The organism is Gordonia alkaliphila (assembly GCF_023017165.1).
Taxonomy (GTDB): domain Bacteria; phylum Actinomycetota; class Actinomycetes; order Mycobacteriales; family Mycobacteriaceae; genus Gordonia; species Gordonia alkaliphila.
In genome coordinates this window covers 1,886,890-1,902,941 of sequence record NZ_JALKBW010000001.1, presented here as the reverse complement: position 1 = coordinate 1,902,941, position 16,052 = coordinate 1,886,890, and the positions used below count along the sequence as shown (strand labels likewise).

At 67.3% G+C, this 16,052-nt stretch carries 15 protein-coding genes; 3 read left to right on the top strand and 12 right to left on the bottom strand.

The features are described 5' to 3' along the window. Positions 1–42 precede the first annotated feature (42 nt). From MUG78_RS08565 to MUG78_RS08510, 12 genes are all read right to left on the bottom strand, one after another. Complete coding sequence (locus MUG78_RS08565; protein WP_246993859.1) at positions 43–657, bottom strand: hypothetical protein; 615 nt, start codon at positions 655–657, stop codon at positions 43–45. Between the two features lie 11 nt (positions 658–668). Further along, entirely contained in the window at positions 669–1,646 is a 978-nt protein-coding gene (locus MUG78_RS08560; RefSeq protein WP_246993857.1) for an Rv1363c family protein, read from the bottom strand. Continuing rightward, positions 1,610–3,034 carry an MCE family protein gene (locus MUG78_RS08555; RefSeq protein ID WP_246993855.1) on the bottom strand — a complete coding sequence of 475 codons (1,425 nt, stop codon included), beginning with the start codon at positions 3,032–3,034 and terminating at the stop codon, positions 1,610–1,612. Before MUG78_RS08555 ends, MUG78_RS08560 begins: the two co-directional genes overlap by 37 nt. Then, entirely contained in the window at positions 3,034–4,320 is a 1,287-nt protein-coding gene (locus MUG78_RS08550) for an MlaD family protein (protein WP_246993854.1), read from the bottom strand. The genes MUG78_RS08555 and MUG78_RS08550 overlap by 1 nt, the downstream gene beginning before the upstream one ends. Then, positions 4,320–5,624: an MCE family protein gene (locus tag MUG78_RS08545; RefSeq protein WP_246993852.1), complete on the bottom strand. Its 1,305-nt coding sequence runs from the start codon at positions 5,622–5,624 to the stop codon at positions 4,320–4,322. Before MUG78_RS08545 ends, MUG78_RS08550 begins: the two co-directional genes overlap by 1 nt. 1 nt (position 5,625) lies before the next feature. Beyond that, positions 5,626–6,798 (bottom strand): MCE family protein, encoded by a 1,173-nt coding sequence (locus MUG78_RS08540; protein WP_246996933.1) that lies wholly within the window; start codon positions 6,796–6,798, stop codon positions 5,626–5,628. 107 nt (positions 6,799–6,905) lie between these two features. Then, entirely contained in the window at positions 6,906–7,994 is a 1,089-nt protein-coding gene (locus MUG78_RS08535; RefSeq protein ID WP_246993851.1) for an MCE family protein, read from the bottom strand. Continuing rightward, complete coding sequence (locus tag MUG78_RS08530) at positions 7,987–9,165, bottom strand: MCE family protein (protein ID WP_246996931.1); 1,179 nt, start codon at positions 9,163–9,165, stop codon at positions 7,987–7,989. The genes MUG78_RS08535 and MUG78_RS08530 overlap by 8 nt, the downstream gene beginning before the upstream one ends. Beyond that, on the bottom strand, positions 9,162–10,013 hold the full coding sequence (locus MUG78_RS08525) for an MlaE family ABC transporter permease (protein ID WP_246993849.1): 852 nt from the start codon (positions 10,011–10,013) through the stop codon (positions 9,162–9,164). Before MUG78_RS08525 ends, MUG78_RS08530 begins: the two co-directional genes overlap by 4 nt. Positions 10,014–10,016: 3 nt before the next feature. Next, on the bottom strand, positions 10,017–10,781 hold the full coding sequence (locus tag MUG78_RS08520; protein ID WP_246993847.1) for an MlaE family ABC transporter permease: 765 nt from the start codon (positions 10,779–10,781) through the stop codon (positions 10,017–10,019). A gap of 75 nt (positions 10,782–10,856) precedes the next feature. After that, positions 10,857–11,741, bottom strand: a complete 885-nt coding sequence (locus MUG78_RS08515) for a 3-oxoacyl-ACP reductase (protein ID WP_246993845.1) — start codon at positions 11,739–11,741, stop codon at positions 10,857–10,859. 92 nt (positions 11,742–11,833) lie between these two features. Beyond that, a complete protein-coding gene (locus tag MUG78_RS08510; RefSeq protein ID WP_246993843.1) occupies positions 11,834–12,022 on the bottom strand; it encodes a ferredoxin in 189 nt (62 codons plus the stop codon). A gap of 92 nt (positions 12,023–12,114) precedes the next feature. On the opposite strand from MUG78_RS08510, the gene MUG78_RS08505 reads away from it, so the two are divergent. From MUG78_RS08505 to MUG78_RS08495, 3 genes are read left to right on the top strand one after another with little or no spacing between them, the layout of a single operon-like run. After that, entirely contained in the window at positions 12,115–13,302 is a 1,188-nt protein-coding gene (locus MUG78_RS08505; protein ID WP_246993841.1) for an acyl-CoA dehydrogenase family protein, read from the top strand. Between the two features lie 26 nt (positions 13,303–13,328). Further along, the gene (locus tag MUG78_RS08500) at positions 13,329–14,450 is read left to right on the top strand and encodes an acyl-CoA dehydrogenase family protein (protein WP_246993840.1); all 1,122 of its coding nucleotides are present in this window, start codon (positions 13,329–13,331) and stop codon (positions 14,448–14,450) included. Next, the gene (locus MUG78_RS08495; protein WP_246993838.1) at positions 14,447–15,970 is read left to right on the top strand and encodes an AMP-binding protein; all 1,524 of its coding nucleotides are present in this window, start codon (positions 14,447–14,449) and stop codon (positions 15,968–15,970) included. The genes MUG78_RS08500 and MUG78_RS08495 overlap by 4 nt, the downstream gene beginning before the upstream one ends. The last annotated feature ends 82 nt before the right edge of the window (positions 15,971–16,052 follow it).

Genomic DNA, 16,052 nt, shown 5'->3' with positions numbered 1-16,052 from the left:
GGACATAAAACTTTCGATCGGGCAGTGTGCTGCCGGAAACCGCTAGCCGGTCGGCACCGGCTCCGGTGTCGGGGTGCTCCCCGGGGCCTGGCTCTCCGCGGTCGACGGCACGGGTGCCGGAATCAGCCCCTCCGAGGGCACCGGCTGGCCGTCGCGCTCAGCCACCACGTCCATCAGCGTCTGGTCGTCGATCAGCTGGCTGTCGTTGATCAGCCAGGTCCCGTCCCGACGTTCCATCGTGTACTGGATACGGCTCGGATTGGTCTGGATCTCCGACGACGTGGCGCTGGAGGCCGACTGGTTGATGAACAGCAGCACGGTCGCGGTGTCGGACGTGTTCGTCACGACGCCGGCCCCCTGCTCGGTGACCTTGGCGACCGACTTCTGTTCCTTCACCAGCTCCGCGATGCGCTCGCCGATCACGTAGCGCTCGTACTGTTCCTTCGCCGTGCCGGTCATGTGCGCCATCATGAAGTTGATGTTGTCCGAGATGGTCTTCTCGTTCCAGGCGAACATCTTCTGGACGTATAACTGGGCCGCGGCCAGGGCGCTGTCGCGGGCCTTCTCCTCGGTGTTCGCGCGGTAGTACATCGTGCCCAGCACCGCGGCGGCGACGAGGGATGCGACGACGAGCGCGGTGAACACGGCTACTGCCACTCTGCGTACGGTCACCAGACAAACTCCAGATCGGTGACCTTCACGTCACCGTTGATGCGCGTCAGACCCACCTTGTAGCGGAACGTCTGGTACAGCGGCTCTTGTTTTCCGTCCTTGGAGCGCGACTCCCAGCCGACCACCATCAGGACCGTGCCCTCGTCTTCGGTCGCCTTGCTGACCGCGTCGGTCAGCACCGTGGTGTTCGTGACCGCGTCGCCCTCGCGAATCAGGTCGGTGACCTGCTTCATGTTGTCGCGGAAGACCTGCTGCGCACGGCCGCTGGTCTTCTCCAGCGCCAACTTGTACATGGCGTCGGCGTTCTCCGAGTTCAGCGTGGTCATCTGCACAACCACCTGCCGCGCAAACGTCGCGTACTCGGCGCGCAACTCGCGGTCTCGGTCGATGCGCTGATAACCGACTGCGAACAGCGCCGCCAGCACGATTCCCGCGACCAGCAGCACCACGCCGGAGATCAGCGCCACCGTCTTCAGCGGACGCGTACCCGCGGACCCGGCCCCGATGGCCGCGGTCAAAGCCACCGGCTTCTTCTTGGCGGCCTTGGCCGCGTCCGCCGCTTCGCGCGCCGTACGACGACGCTGGGCGTCGACGCGCTTGTCACGGTAAGAACCGGTGCCGCTCTCGTCGACGGCTGCGGCCTCGGCCGAGTCGTCCCCGGCGGAGTCGTCGTCAGCGGCCGCACTCGCGGCGGAAGCGTCCTCGACGAGAGCCTCCGCGGCCAGTGCCTCCGCAGCGGACGTGTCCTCGGCTGCCGGCGCCTTTTCCGATGCACTCACCCCAGACGCCTTGGCAACCGCAGGCTTGGCCTTGCGGCCGAGCGGACTGCTCTTGCGCACCACCGGCTTCGCCGCGGGCTTGGACGCAGCCACCTCGGCCGCGTCGCTGTCCGTTACTTCTGCGGTGCCCTCGTCGCCCTGCTTCGGCTCCTCCGGATTCAGGATTGCACCGTCTTCGTGATCAGCTCGTACCATTCGGTCTTCTTAGAACCTGCCTGCTCGCCCAGTCCGGCGTTGTAGATCTTGCCGTCCGGACCGATGAATTCCCCTGTCAAAGGATCGTACGTGGTCGCATAGGTCGCGGGCGTCGGGTCATGGGAGGTCGGGCTGCCCGGAACCACGTGACCTGCGGGTTGCCTCGGCAATCCGGTACCCGGCAGACCGTTCGGGAAGGCCACGTTGTCCTCCGGCGATGCCTTGAAGCCGGTGCGGCACTCGGCCGGCGTCGGCGCACGACGTCCCGGGTACTCCACGCACGGGAAGTTTCGAGCACCGCGGACGGTGGACTGCGCGTCCTGCGGGAGTCGGCACAGCAGCCCCGGCGGCAGATCCTGCGGAGTCTGTTCGCTCGGGAAGCGCCACTGATCACGCGGCACGAAGCCGACGGTACAGGTGGGCGGATCCTGGAAGCCGAGCGTGAAGTTCACGTTCGGACCGTAGGCGCTCGAGCCGTTGTTGATGGCCGTGATGAGCGCCGCCAGCACGCGGGGGTAGAGCACCACCGTCTGCTGCAGATTCGGCAGATAGACGGCCATCGTGCGCGCGTCCACGCTCAAGTTCGACACGGCCGTCGGGAACGACTGGCTCATGTCGCCGAACAGCTTGCCCGCCGCGGTGGCCGTGCCCGGTCCCTTCTGCAGGATGCCGGTCACGTTGGCCTTGTGCGCCCGGATCTGGTCGGTGACCGTGGTCAAGTTGCTGGTCCAGGCCCGGATCTCGTCGGCGGTGCGATTCTGCGTCGCCAGGATCGGTCCGGCTTCGTCGATGAGCGACGTGAACTCGTCGATGTTCTCGTCCGCCGAGTCGGCGAGCAGGATCATCGAGTCCAGCAGCCGCTGCAGCGACTCACCGGTGCCGTTGAAGGCCAGGAAGGCCTCGTCCATCACCGCGCGCAGCTTCGTGTCGTTGACCGTGTTCAGGAGCGCGTCGGCCTGATCGAGCATGGAAGAGATCTCCACCGGCATGTCTTCGACCTCGACGGTCGAACCGTTGTGCAGGTACTCCCCGTCGGTGTTCTGGGGCGGACGGAAGTCGACGAACTGCTCGCCCACCGCCGACATACTGCGGACCACAGCCTCGGAATCGGCCGGAATGTCGGTGCCCGAATTGATGGTCAGCTCGGCGCGCACACCGTCGGAGGTGAGCCACATACCGGTCACCTTGCCGACGTCGACGCCGCGGAAACTCACGTTCGCGTTCTGGTACAGCCCGCCGGAGGACGGCATCTGCAGGTTCACGCGGTAACTGCCGACGCCGAACATCTGCGGGATACGGATGTAGAAGACCGCCATCGCGACGATCGACACCACGGTGACCACCGCGAAGATGTACAGCTGAGCTCGGACGAAGCCGGTGATCTTCATCAGTTGCCTCCGCTCTTACTGGTAGTCGGGCTCTTCGAGCTCGGGGTCTTCGAGCTCGGGGTCTTCGAGCTCGGGGTCTTGCTGGGCGTCTTCTTGCTCGGCTTCTTCTGGTCCATGCCGAACGGCGCCGTCAGCGGATTGGCCGACTGTCGGGCGCTGCCCGCCGAGGAGCCCAGCAGGCCCTCCGGGCCGGTCAGGCCCATCGAGACCATCATGGTCTTGTCCACACGATCGAAGGTCAGGTCCAACACCAGGTCGGAGTTGACGTAATCGCCCTTCACCACGTCCTCGATGCTCTCCTGCAGGAACGGGAAGGTGAGCAGGATGCGCAGCGAGTTGGTCAGTGCCGGACCCGTGCTGGCGAGCTGATCGAGCAGCTCGCGCATGTTCGGCGTGATGACCTTCAGGTCGTCGCTGTTGGCCTCGAGGATCTCGTTGGCGGTCTTGGACAGGTTGCCCACCGACTCCAGCGAGGTCACCAGGTTCTTCCGCTGATCCACCAGCAGCTGCAGGATCTGCGGGCCGGACGCCAGTGCGCGCTGCACCGTCTGCTCCTGCGCATTGATCTGCGCGCTCAGCCGATCGAGACCTTCGGTGGCCTTGATGATGTTGTCGGCCTGCTTGTCCAGGTCGGTCACCAGCGTGGTCATCCGCGGAATCAGCCGGTCGAGGTCGTCGCCGCCGCCGGCGAAGGCCGCGCTGAGTTCGCTGACGATCTCACCGGCCTGCGACAGACCGCCGCCGTTGAGCACCACCGACAGCGAGCTGAGGACCTGCTCGGTGGTCGGATAGCGGCACGCCTGCACTTCCTGCGCGGAGTTGATGTCCGGCACGGCCTTCCCGGCCGGCGCCGCGATGTTGTTCTGCACCGGGCAGTTGGGCGCGTCCAGAGACTGACCCGGCTTCAGGTACTTGCCGTCGGTCTTCTCCGGCTGCAGGATCTCCAGGTGCGAGGAACCGAGCACACTGGTCATGCCGATCATCGCGAAGGAACCCTCGGGGATCTTCACGTCGCGGTTGAGGCGAATGGTGATCTTGGCCTGCCAGTCGGCGACCTGAATGTCGCCGACGCTGCCGATCGTCGCGTCCGCCATCTGCACGGGTGCGTTCTGGACCAGGCCCGCGGCCGACGGAATGCGCGCGGTGATCTCGTACGCGCCGTCGCCGGTGCCTTCCGCACCGATCGCCGACGCACTCGACACCAGGCTCCCGCTACCGCAGGCCGACAGCGGCGCGATCAACGCGAGCGCCGCCACGGCCGCCACCAGTTTCTGTCCGGTCTTCATCAGTTGCCCCCGAACGGCATGAGCAGCTTCAGCATCGGGTCGGCGGGGAACGGCTTCGCGTTATCGATGTCGCGGCCGCGGACGCCGGCCTGGGCGCGCTGCTTCACACTCTGATTCTGGTAGGTGATCTGGTCCTGCGTCGCGGTGCGGCCGATCAGCGGGTTGGTCATGAAGGGCGGGAAGTTCACCGCGAGGTCGCCGATGATCGGCGCCAGCAGATCCACGCACTTCTCGATGTCCGCGTCGGTGTCCATCGGGCGCTCGGTGGAGGCCATCGAACCGCAGAGCAGGGTGATCAGGTTGTTGCCCATACCGAGGCCGAAGACGCCGTCGAGCGATCCGGTCAGCGGGTTGTAGATGTTGAAGAAGTTGGCGAGCTGATTCGGTGCCGAATGCAGCAGGCCGCGCAGGCCTTCGTCGTTGCGCTTGAGGGTGGCCGTGAACGGCACCATCTTGTCCATCACCGACGTCATGGCCGCGGTGTTGTTGTCGAGGAAGGTCTTCAGTTCGCCCATGGCCTCGTCGAGGTTGTCCATGGCGTCGCCGAGTTCCTGCTCGCTTTCCGCGAGGACGCTGCTCACCGACGCCATCCGGCCGTTGAACTGGACCAGCTGGTCCTGGTTCTGCGACAGCAGCTCGGTCAGCTTCTGCAGGTTCTTCACCGTGCCGAACAGGTCGTCCCGGTTCTCCGCGATCGTGCCGGCCACCGTGGACATCTCCTGGAGGGCGGTGGCCATGGCCTTTCCGTTGCCGTCGAGGTTGTCGGCGGCCACGTCGATCAGCTTGGCGGCGGTACCCGGGTCCACCGGGCCGTCCTTGCCGTCCTGCTGCGGACCGAGTGCCTGGCTGAGCTCGTCGAGCTGGGCCTTGACGTCGTCCCATTCCATCGGGACAGCGGTGTGTTCCATCGGAATGTCGAAGTCGCCGGTGCCCATGTCCGGCCCCGAGACGTACCCCGGGGTGAGCTGGACGAAGCGGCCGGAGACCAGTGACTGGGCGACGACCACGGCGCGCACGTCCTTGGGCAGCGGCACGTCGTTGTCCACGCGCATCTCGACGCGCACCTGGCGGTTCTGCGGCTCGATACTGGTTATCGAACCGATGCGCACGCCCACCACCTTCACCGCGTCGCCGGTGTAGACACCGGTGACCGACGGGAAGTAGGCGGTGATGGTGCGCGTGGTGGCCTTCTGCACGCCGAACCACACGAGACCGGCGATGAGCGCCACGACCACCACGGTGGCGACGCCGGCGATGACGCGCTGGGCAGTGGAGAGGCGCTGCAAGCCTGCTGTTACCGCCATGTCAGCGACCTCCTGTCGGTGAGGAAGACTTCGGGGCGGATGGCTTCGGGGCGGCGGTCTTGGGCGCACCGTTGGGCTGCGGCGGAGCGTTGGACGGCGTCGGACGCTTGGGCAGGTCGGGCGATCCGCGGTCGGGCGCCTGACCCCAGTTGCCGGGCCAGCCCGGGAAGCCGGCGTACTTGGTGAAGTACTCGAAGGCCTCCGGGTACTTGCCTTCCAGCACGCGCAGGAAGCTGCCCATGTAATCGCCCCAGGTCGGCAGACCCACGAGCGACGAGAAGTACGGACCCGAGCTGATGGCCTCGCCGAGGATGTTGGCGTAGGGACCCAGGTTGTCGATCGCGGCCGAGAAGTTGTCGGCGTTGTCGTTCAGGATGTCGAGGACCCGGCCGAACTTGTTCAGCACCGGGGTCAGCTGCGCCTCGTTGTCCTGCACGAAACCGGTCAACTCGGCAGCCAGTGCCTCGGCACCGCTGATCACTTGGCGGATCGCGTCGCGCCGCATCTGCAGTTCACCGAGCAGTGCGTTGGCGTCGAGCAGCATGGTCTGCAGCTGTTCGCTGCGCTTGCCGACGATGCCGCTGACCGAGCCGGCCCGGTCGAGGAGTTCGTTGAGCGAGTTGTCGCGGTCGGCGATGGCCGCCGACAGCTTGCCGACGCCCTCGAGGGCGCCCTGCATCTCAGCGGGCGTCTCGGAGAAGGCCTCCGTCATGGTCTGCAGCGCTTCGTTGAGCTGATCGGTGTCGGTGTCGTTCAGCGTGGAGACGGAGTCCTCCAGCGCATCGGTCAGCGAGTACGGCGCCACGGTCTGGTCGATGGGGATGGTGCTCCCTGGCTCCAGCCGCTTGTCTCCCAGTGGAGTGAGCGTCAGGTTGCGTCGACCCAGGACGGTCTCGGTCTTGATGGACCCGCGCGTCCGGTCGCCGATCACCACGGTGTCGTTGAGCAGGAAGGAGACCTTCGCGCGCATGCCTTCCGAGGTCTGCTTCAGGGCGATGTCGGTGATCGAACCGACCTTGACGCCGGCCACGGTCACGATGTCGCCGGAGTTCAGGCCGCCCGCGTCCTCGAAGAGCGCGTCGTAGGTGGTCACCTGGCTGAGGAACGGCAGCCGATCCATCTGCAGGGCGCTGATCACCAGCGCCGCGGTGAGCGCGACCCCGATGATGCCCATCGAGACGCGCGAGCGCGGGCCCCCGCGGCGGAGCCGCTTCGGTGCCCGTGCCCCCGTATCGCCGGGCACTTCGTCGGTCGTCCCGTCGTTGTTCACAGGCTGATCGGTCACGTCGCGCACCTCCCGCCTGCCTTGGTCTTGTCACCCATCGCATCGATGGCGGTGAAGAAGTACTGGCTGTTCCCCGGTCCCGGCATGAGCAGGCGGATACGGCAGAAGTAGATCTGCAGCCAGGCGCCGTAGCTGCCGAGATTGGACAGCGTCTTGAAGTTGCCGGGCAGTTCGCCCAGCATCTCGCGGATGTACGGTTCTGCCTTCAACGCTTCGTTGGAGGTCTCCCCGAGTCCGGCGAGGGCGCCCTTGATGTCCGGGCGCGTGGTCTGCAGCAGGTCGGCCATGCCGGTGGTGGCGCCCGCGGCACGCGTGATGAACTGGCCGATCACGTCGCGGTCGCCGGACAGTCCGGAGATGAGCTGCTGAAGACGGTCGACGCTCTGGTCCAGACCGGTGTAGTCGGCCTGCAACATGCCGAGCGTCGTGTTCAGGTTGTCGATCACCGAGCCGATGAGCGCATCGCGCTCGGCGAGGGTGTTGGTGAACGAGTCGGTCGCCGACAGCAGCTGCTGCAGCGCCGGGCCCTGTCCCTGGAACACCGAGATCAGCGCCGTCGACAGTTCGTTGACCTGTTCGCCGCTCATGGTGCGGAACAGCGGCTTGAAGCCGCCGAGCAGGTTGTCCAGGTCGAGCGCGGGTTCGGTCTGCTCGATCGGAATCTGCGCGCCGGCCGACAGGTACTCGCCGGGCGCCCCGTTGCCGGGCTGCAGTTCCAGGTATCGATCGCCGGTGAGGTTCTGGTAGCGGACCAGGGCGCGCACCGACGTGGGCAGCCGGTAGTCGTCGTTCACGGTGAACTCGACCTCGGCGACGTTGTCGCGGTTGAGCGAGATCTTGTCGACCATGCCGACGTCGACGCCGGCGATCTGCACGTCGCTGCCCGGCTTCATGGCCGAGGCGCTGGTGAAGATCGCGGTGTAGTTGGCCGAGCTGCCGGGCTGGTAGCGGCTGAAGACGACCACCAGACCGGCCATCACCAGCACCATCACCACGACGAAGCTGAACAACTTGACCACGGTGGCCCGGAAGGCCCGTGCCCGCTTGTCGACGAAGTCCGGGGTCCCCGAAGTCGATTTAGCCACGCTGCGGCCCCCCGAACAGCAGATTGAAGAGTCGGAACGGCTGCACCTTCGCGGTGGTCCGCGGCTGGTAGGGCTGCGGGGCGTTGTCGATCACGTAGAAGTCGACCTTTTCCTTCGAGTTCACGTCGCTCAGACCCGCCTCGCACGTGGGCGGTCCGTCGCCGCGCACCTCGGGCAGATCCTCCGGCCAGCGGTACGGATTCTGGCCCGGGATCAGACCGGAATCGAGCAGCAGCATGCCGTTGCGCCCGCCGAGCAGCGGGGTGGCCAGGTCGGCGGCGCCCGACGACGCGGTGATGAAGCAGCGCAGGCCGGGTGCCTGACGGCCGAGCAGCTGGGTCACCGGGTTCAGGTCGGTGAGGGTGGCCATCAGGTCCTTCTTGGACCGACCGAGCACGTCGTTGGCGGTGTCGGCCATGCCGGTCACGTTGATCAGCAGCGCGTCCAAGTTGGCGGTGTTCTCCACCAGGAGATCGCCGATCACGGTCGCGTTGTCGATGGTCCGCATCAGGTCGGGCATGGCGTCGGCGTACACGTTGGTCGCGGTCGCGGCCTGCGTGAGCAGACGATTCAGCTGCGGCAGGTGCTTGTTGGTCTCGCCCAGCACGTGGTTCAGCTCCTGCAGGGCGACGCCCAGGCGTTCACCGTTGCCCGACAGCGCACCGGCGACGGCGCCCATGGTCACGTTGACCTTGTCCGGCTCCAGCTCGGCGAGCACGTTGACCAGCTGCTGGTACACGGTGTTCAGCTCGACCACCACGTGGTCGGCGGTGATGGTGTCGCCGCCGCGCAGCTGACCTTCGGCACCCTCGTCGGGAATCACCAGGTTCACGTTCTTGGCACCGAAGATGGTGTTCGACGAGATGTCGGCACGCACATTGGCCGGCACGTACTTGAGGTCGCTGGTGGCCATGTCCAGTTCGAGGACGGCGCGGTCGCCGTCGTTGGTGACCGTCGCGACGCGACCCACCTCGACGCCCCGCAGCTTCACCTTGGCCGCGGGACTCATCACAAGACCAGCACGCGGCGCGTACAGCGTCACCTTCTGGGTGTCGGCGAACCATCCGAGGAACTGCCCGGAGGCGGCGACGACGATGCCGATGAGCAGGCCGACCATCACGACGGCGGCGAGCTTGCGGACTCCGTGAGAACGACTGTTCACTGCGATCAGCCTGCCAAGTTGAAGTTGCCGTCGGCGCCGTAGATCGCCAGCGAGGTGAGCAGAGTGATGACCACGACCACGACGAGCGAGGCGCGCACCGCGTTACCGACCGCGACGCCCACGCCGACCGGACCACCGGAGGCGTTGAACCCGTAGTAGGTGTGGATCAGCATCACGGCGATCGCCATGCAGATGGCCTGCACGAACGACCACAGGATGTCCGACGGAATGAGGAAGGTGGAGAAGTAGTGGTCGTAGACGCCCGAAGACTGCCCGTAGAGGACCACGGTGGCGAACCGGCTCGCGAGGAACGACGCGAGGGCCGCCAGCGAGTACAGCGGAATGATCGCGAGCATGCCCGCGACGATCCGGGTGCTCACCAGGTACGGAATGGAGGAGATCGCCATGACCTCGAGGGCGTCGATCTCCTCGCTGACGCGCATCGCGCCCAACTGTGCCGTCGCACCGGCGCCGATGGTCGCCGCCAAGGCGATACCGGCGATCACGGGGACCGCGATGCGGACGTTGATGAACGCGGAGAAGAAGCCGGTGAGCGCCTCGACGCCGATGTCGGCGAGCGAGTTGAAGCCCTGGACGGCGATGGTGCCGCCGGTGAACAGCGTCAGGAAGCCGACGACCACCACGGTGCCGCCGATCATGGCGAGCGCACCCGTGCCCATCGAGATCTCCGCGATCAGGCGGAGGGTCTCCTTCTTGTACAGACGCAGCGCTCGCGGGATCGACGCGATCGAATCCCAGTAGAAGAGGGCTTGATCGCCGATCTTGTTCCAGTCGTCGCCGGCGCGCTTGAGCGCGACGCGCGCAGTCAGAAACCTTGTAGTACCCGGTAACACCATGGTTCAGCCCATCGTCACTTTCAGACCGACCGCGGTCACCACAACATTGACCACGAACAGCGCCATGAAGGAGTAGACGACGGTCTCGTTCACCGCGTCGCCGACGCCCTTCGCGCCACCCTTGACGTTCAACCCGCGATAGCAGGCCACGAGGCCTGCGAACAGACCGAAGAGTGCGGCCTTCACCATCGAGATGATGAGCTCGCCGAGCCCGGTCAGCAGGGTCAGGTTCGCAATGAACGCACCCGGGTTCACATCTTGCAGGTAGACCGAGAAGACGAAGCCGCCCGCGATGCCGATGGTGGAAACCAGACCGTTGAGCAGCAGCGCGACACCGGTCGAGGCGATCACGCGGGGCACCACCAGGCGGTGGATCGGGTTGATACCCAGCACGCGCATGGCGTCGATCTCTTCGCGGATGGTGCGGGCACCGAGGTCGGCGCAGATCGCCGTGGCGCCCGCGCCCGCCACGATCAGCACCGTTACGATCGGTCCGATCTGCGTGATGGTGCCGAGCGCGGTGCCGGCGCCGGACAGGTCCTGGGCACCGATCTCGCGAAGCAGGATGTTCAGCGTGAAGCTGACCAGCACCGTGAACGGGATCGCGACCAACAGGGTCGGCACCAGCGAAACGCGTGCGATAGCCCACGCCTGCTCCACTGTTTCGCGCGCCTGGAAGGGGCGACGAAAGAGCTCGCGGGCTGATTCGACGGAGAGGGCGACGAAGTCGCCCACGCCGCCCATCGGGACGGCAAGTCGATTCAGCAAGTCCCCTCCTTGGCATGCGTGCAGGTCAACCTACCACGCACGGTTGTGCGGGTCGGTTCGGTCAATGTCGTTCGATCACATGAGATCTTGCGCGGAGAACGATTGCTTGTCAGCGCTTTCAAAGAACGACGAGAGTTCGACGCCGAGGTCGCTCGGCTGCCATTGATCCCCCGTGGCGGTGAAGACTTCGCGCACGGTGGGCGCGGCCATCAACATCACCTTGGGACCATAAACGACGAACACCTGCCCGCTGACATCGGCGGCTTCCGGGCTGGCCAGGTAGCGCACCAGCGTCACCACATGCTCGGGCGAAAGCGGGTCGACCCGACCTTCCGGCGCGTCGCCGAAGACCTGTGCGGTCATCGCGGTGCGGGCGCGCGGGCAGATCGCGTTGGCGGTGACGCCGAAGCGTTCCAGCGCGCGCGAAGCGGTCAGGGTCAGCGCGGTGATGCCGGCCTTGGCTGCGCCGTAGTTGGCCTGGCCCGCGGGGCCGAGCAGCCCGGCTTCGGACGAGGTGTTGATCAGACGGCCGTAAACCGGCGCGCCGGTCTCCTTCGACAGGTTCCGCCAGTAGGCGGCGGCGTTCCGGTTCAGCAGGAAGTGGCCGCGCAGGTGAACGCGGATCACCGCGTCCCACTGCTCGTCGGTCATGTTGAACAGCATCGCGTCGCGGGTGATCCCGGCGTTGTTGACGACGATGTGCAGGCCGCCGAGCTGCTCGGTGGCGACTTTCAGGATCTCGTCGGCGGTCGACGCTTCGGCGATGTCGCCGGCCACCGGGACCGCGGTCCCGCCGGCTGCGGCGATCACATCGACCACGTCGCTGGCCTCCAGCGCGGAGGCCAGATCGTTGACGATCACGGTGGCTCCGTCGGCCGCGAGGCCGATGGCTTCGGCTCGGCCCAGTCCGGCACCAGCACCGGTGACGACGGCAACCCGTCCCGACAACGACTCAGTCATGTGGATCCTTTCAACGCTCCCTCAGAAGTAGAACATGTTCTAACACATTTGTCACCTCCGCCCCTACCGAACGGCAAGGAGAGCGTCGTCGATCAGTCCATCGACAGCGCCGACCGCGGGCAGCTCGCGACCACCTGACGCATCTCCTCTTCGCGCTCGGCGGGCACCTCCTCCTGCAAAATCACCAGGTAGTCATTGTCGTCGAGCTCGAAGACGTCGGGCGCCATGCCGACGCAGACCGCATTGGACTCGCACAGGTCGAAATCGCACTTGACTCGCATTGGTTTCCTCTCCTCGCCCGCCAACCCGGTTGACGGATCCCGTGATTACACGTTAGAACGTGTTTCAGAACTAGCCAAGCAGGAGATGCTGAATGCGTATCGCTTACACGCCCGAGCAAGAGGGTCTGCGTCGCGAGTTGCGCGCATATTTCACCGGTCTGATGACCCCGGAGCGCCGCGCCGCACTTACCGGCGGTGAGGGTGAGCTCGGTGAGGGCGATGCCTATCGTGACGTGGTGAAACAGATGGGCACCGACGGATGGCTGGCCCTCGGGTGGCCCACCGAGTACGGCGGCGCCAACCGGTCCATGATGGACCAGCTGATCTTCACCGACGAGGCCGCCATCGCCGGCGCGCCGGTGCCGTTCCTGACGATCAACTCGGTCGCGCCGACCATCATGGCGTACGGCACCGACGAGCAGAAGGAGTTCTTCCTTCCGAAGATCGCGGCCGGCGACCTGCACTTCTCTATCGGTTACTCCGAGCCCGGCGCGGGCACCGACCTGGCCGCGCTGCGGACCTCGGCGGTGCGCGAAGGCGACGAGTACGTGATCAACGGTCAGAAGATGTGGACCAGCCTGATTCCGTACGCCGACTACGTCTGGCTGGCCTGTCGCACCGACCCGGAGGCCTCCAAGCACAAGGGTCTGTCGATGCTGATCGTGCCGACCGACGCCGAAGGCTTCTCGTACACTCCGGTGCACACCATGTCCGGCGTCGACACCTCGGCCACCTACTACCAGGACGTGCGCGTCCCGGTCTCCGCGCGCGTCAGCGAGGAAGGAGGCGGCTGGCCGCTGGTGACCAATCAGCTCAACCACGAGCGGGTCGCGCTGTGCAGTGCCGCCCCGATCCAGACGGCGCTGCGCGAGACCATCGACTTCGCCCGCAAGACCACGGCCGCCAACGGCCAGGCGCTGATCGACACCCCGTGGGTGCGCAGCAACCTCGCGCGCGTGCACGCCAAGGTGGAGTACCTGAAGCTGATCAACTGGAAGATCGCTTCGATCGCCGCGCAGGGCGGCTCGCCGTCGCCGGCTGATGCGTCGGCCACCAAGGTCTTCGGCACCGAGTTCGCCACCGAGGCCTACCGACTCCTGATGGAGGTGGTCGGCCCCGCCGCCACGCTCCGTGCCGGCAGCCCCGGCGTGCACGTCGCCGGTCGCCTCGAGCGCTTCCAGCGCACCTCGCTGATCCTGACCTTCGGCGGCGGCACCAACGAGGTCCAGCGCGACATCATCGGCATGCTGGCACTGAAGCTGCCCCCGGCCCGACGCTGACCACCTACCAGGCGAAGAGAGACATCATGGACTTCAATCCTTCCGAAGCCGCCGGCGAGGTGGGCCCCCTGGCCGCCGACATCGCCGCCGCCGTCAGCACCGCGGACCGCGTCGCCGAGTTGGAGGCCGCCGCGGCACCGCTCGACGAGCAGCTGTGGCGTGAACTGGGCTCCGCGGGCCTGCTCGGCCTGGCCGCCGCCCCCGAGGTGAGCGGCGACGACGCCCTCGGCGCCGAGGAGACCGTCGCGGTGGCCACCGCGCTCGGCCGGCACCTGGCTCGCGTCCCCTACGGCCCGCACGCGGTCGCCGCCGTGCCCGCGACCAGCCGCTTCGGTTCGGCCGCCCTCATCGACGAACTGGTGCGCCCGGCGTGCACCGGCGAGGTGATCCTCAGCGCCGCGTTCGAGGAAGACCTCGGCGTGTCCGCGCTGGAGCCGTCGACGACGATCACCGGCGGCGTGCTCTCCGGCGTGAAGGTCAACGTGCCCTACGCCGAAGCCGCGACCGCACTGCTGGTCAACGCCATGGGACCGGACGGCCCCGTGGTCGCCGTGGTCCGTACCGCCGCGACCGGCGTCAACCTCGTCGCCACCCCGAGCACCGGCCTGCTGCCGACCTTCACGGTGGAGTTCGACGGCGTCGTGGTGTCCGACGACGATGTGCTGTCCGGCGGCAGCGCCACCGTGACCCACGTGGCCGATCTGCTGCGCCTCGGCGTGGCCGCCGATCAGTCCGGCGCGGTCTCCGCCGCGCTGGAGGCCACCGCCGTCTACGCCCGCGAACGCGAACAGTTCGGTCGGCCGATCGGCTCGTTCCAGGCCGTCGCGCAGCGTCTGGCCGACGGCTACATCGACGCCCAGGGACTCGCGCTGAGCACCGCGCAGGCAGCGTGGCTGATGTCCGGGCAGGCCGAGTGCACCGCGGACGAGATCACCGGTGCCGTCGCGACGGCCAAATTCTGGGCCGACGACGCCGGCCACCGGGTGGCCCACACCGCCGTACACGTGCACGGCGGGGTCGGCCTGGACACCTCGCACCCGGCGCACCGGTACTTCCTGCGCGCCAAGGCGAACGAGTTCACCTACGGCTCGGCCCCGGTGGTCCTGGACCAGTTGGGCGACCTGATCGCGGCCGGCGCCCTCGGGTGAACGAGCCCGCGGTCACCGACCGCCGCACGCTGACCGAACTGCTGGCCCCGCTCGTCGGGGTCACCGATCGCGGCGTGCACGCCGGCGACGAGTTCGTCTCGTGGCGCGACCATCTGGCAGCCAGTGCGCTGCGGGTGGTCGCGCTGCGGGCGCTGCTCCACCCGGCTCGGCCCCCGCACGTGGGGGTCCTCCTTCCGAACACCCCGGAGTTCAGTTACCTGTTCGGCGCGGCCGCGTTCGGCGGCTGCGTGCTGGTGGGCCTGAATCCCACCCGCCGCGGGGCGGCGTTGATCGCCGACGTCAAGCGGTCGGATTGCCAGGCGGTGCTGGTGGATGCGTCCACCCGCGACCTGCTCGGCGACGACCTGGCCGCTTCCGGAGTGCCGGTGATCGACGTCGACGGCCCCGTCTGGCAGGACCTGCTGGCGACGGCCGCCGCTGACGTTCCGCCGGGTCCACCCGCGGTGCCGCAGGCCGATCCGGACGACCTGGTGATGCTGATCTTCACCTCCGGCACCACCGGGGACCCGAAGGCCGTGCGCTGCAGTCAGCGCAAGTTCGCCGCCGCCGGGAAGATGCTCGCCCATCGCTTCCGCATCGGCGCCGACGACGTGGTGCACCTGGCCATGCCGATGTTCCACTCCAATGCCCTGATCGCGGGCTGGTCGGTGGCCGCGGCAGGCGCGGCGTCGATCGTTCTGCGAAAGCGCTTCTCCGCCAGTGGTTTCGGCGCCGATCTCCGGCGCTACGGCGTGACGTACGCGAACTACGTCGGCAAGCCGCTGCACTACATCCTGGCCACGCCCGAACAGCCCGACGACGCGCAGACGTCGTTGCGCATCATGTACGGCAACGAGGCCACCGCCGCCGATCGCGCCGAGTTCGCCCGTCGCTTCGGCGCCCGGGTGATCGACGGTTTCGGCTCCACCGAGGGCGGCGTGGCGATCACGCGGACCCCGGAGACGCCCGACGATGCGCTCGGTCCGCTGCGCGAGCCGGTGGCCGTCGTGGATCCGGCGACCGGCCGACCGGTCGCGGTGGGCGAGGTCGGCGAGATCGTCAACAGCTCCGGACCGGGCCTGTTCGACGGCTACTACCGCGACGACGCGGCCACCGAGGACCGCCTCCGCGGCGGCATGTACCGCACCGGCGATCTCGGCTGGGTGGACGACGGCGGCTTCGTGCACTTCGCCGGCCGCCTCGGCGACTGGCTGCGCGTGGACGGGGAGAATCTCGGCACCGCGCCCATCGAGCGGGTTCTGCAGCGCCATCCGGCGGTGCAGCACGCGCTGGTCTTCGGCGTCGTCGCCGAGATCGGCGACGAGGTGGGCGCACTGCTCGTCGCGCCCGGCCTGGACCGCGTCGACTTCCTGGATTTCCTTGCGGCACAAGACGATCTGGGTCCCAAGCAGCACCCGACGCAGGTGTGGCTGGTGGACGAACTCCGCGAGACCGCGACGTTCAAGACCTCCCGCGCCGGCCTCACCGCCACCCTCGGCGAACCCGACTGGTGGCTCTGACCGCGCCCGCTCCCTGAGCCACATCGTCGCTCCCTGAGCCCATCGAAGGGTCCGCTCCCGCGAGACGTCTCCGTTGCCGCGA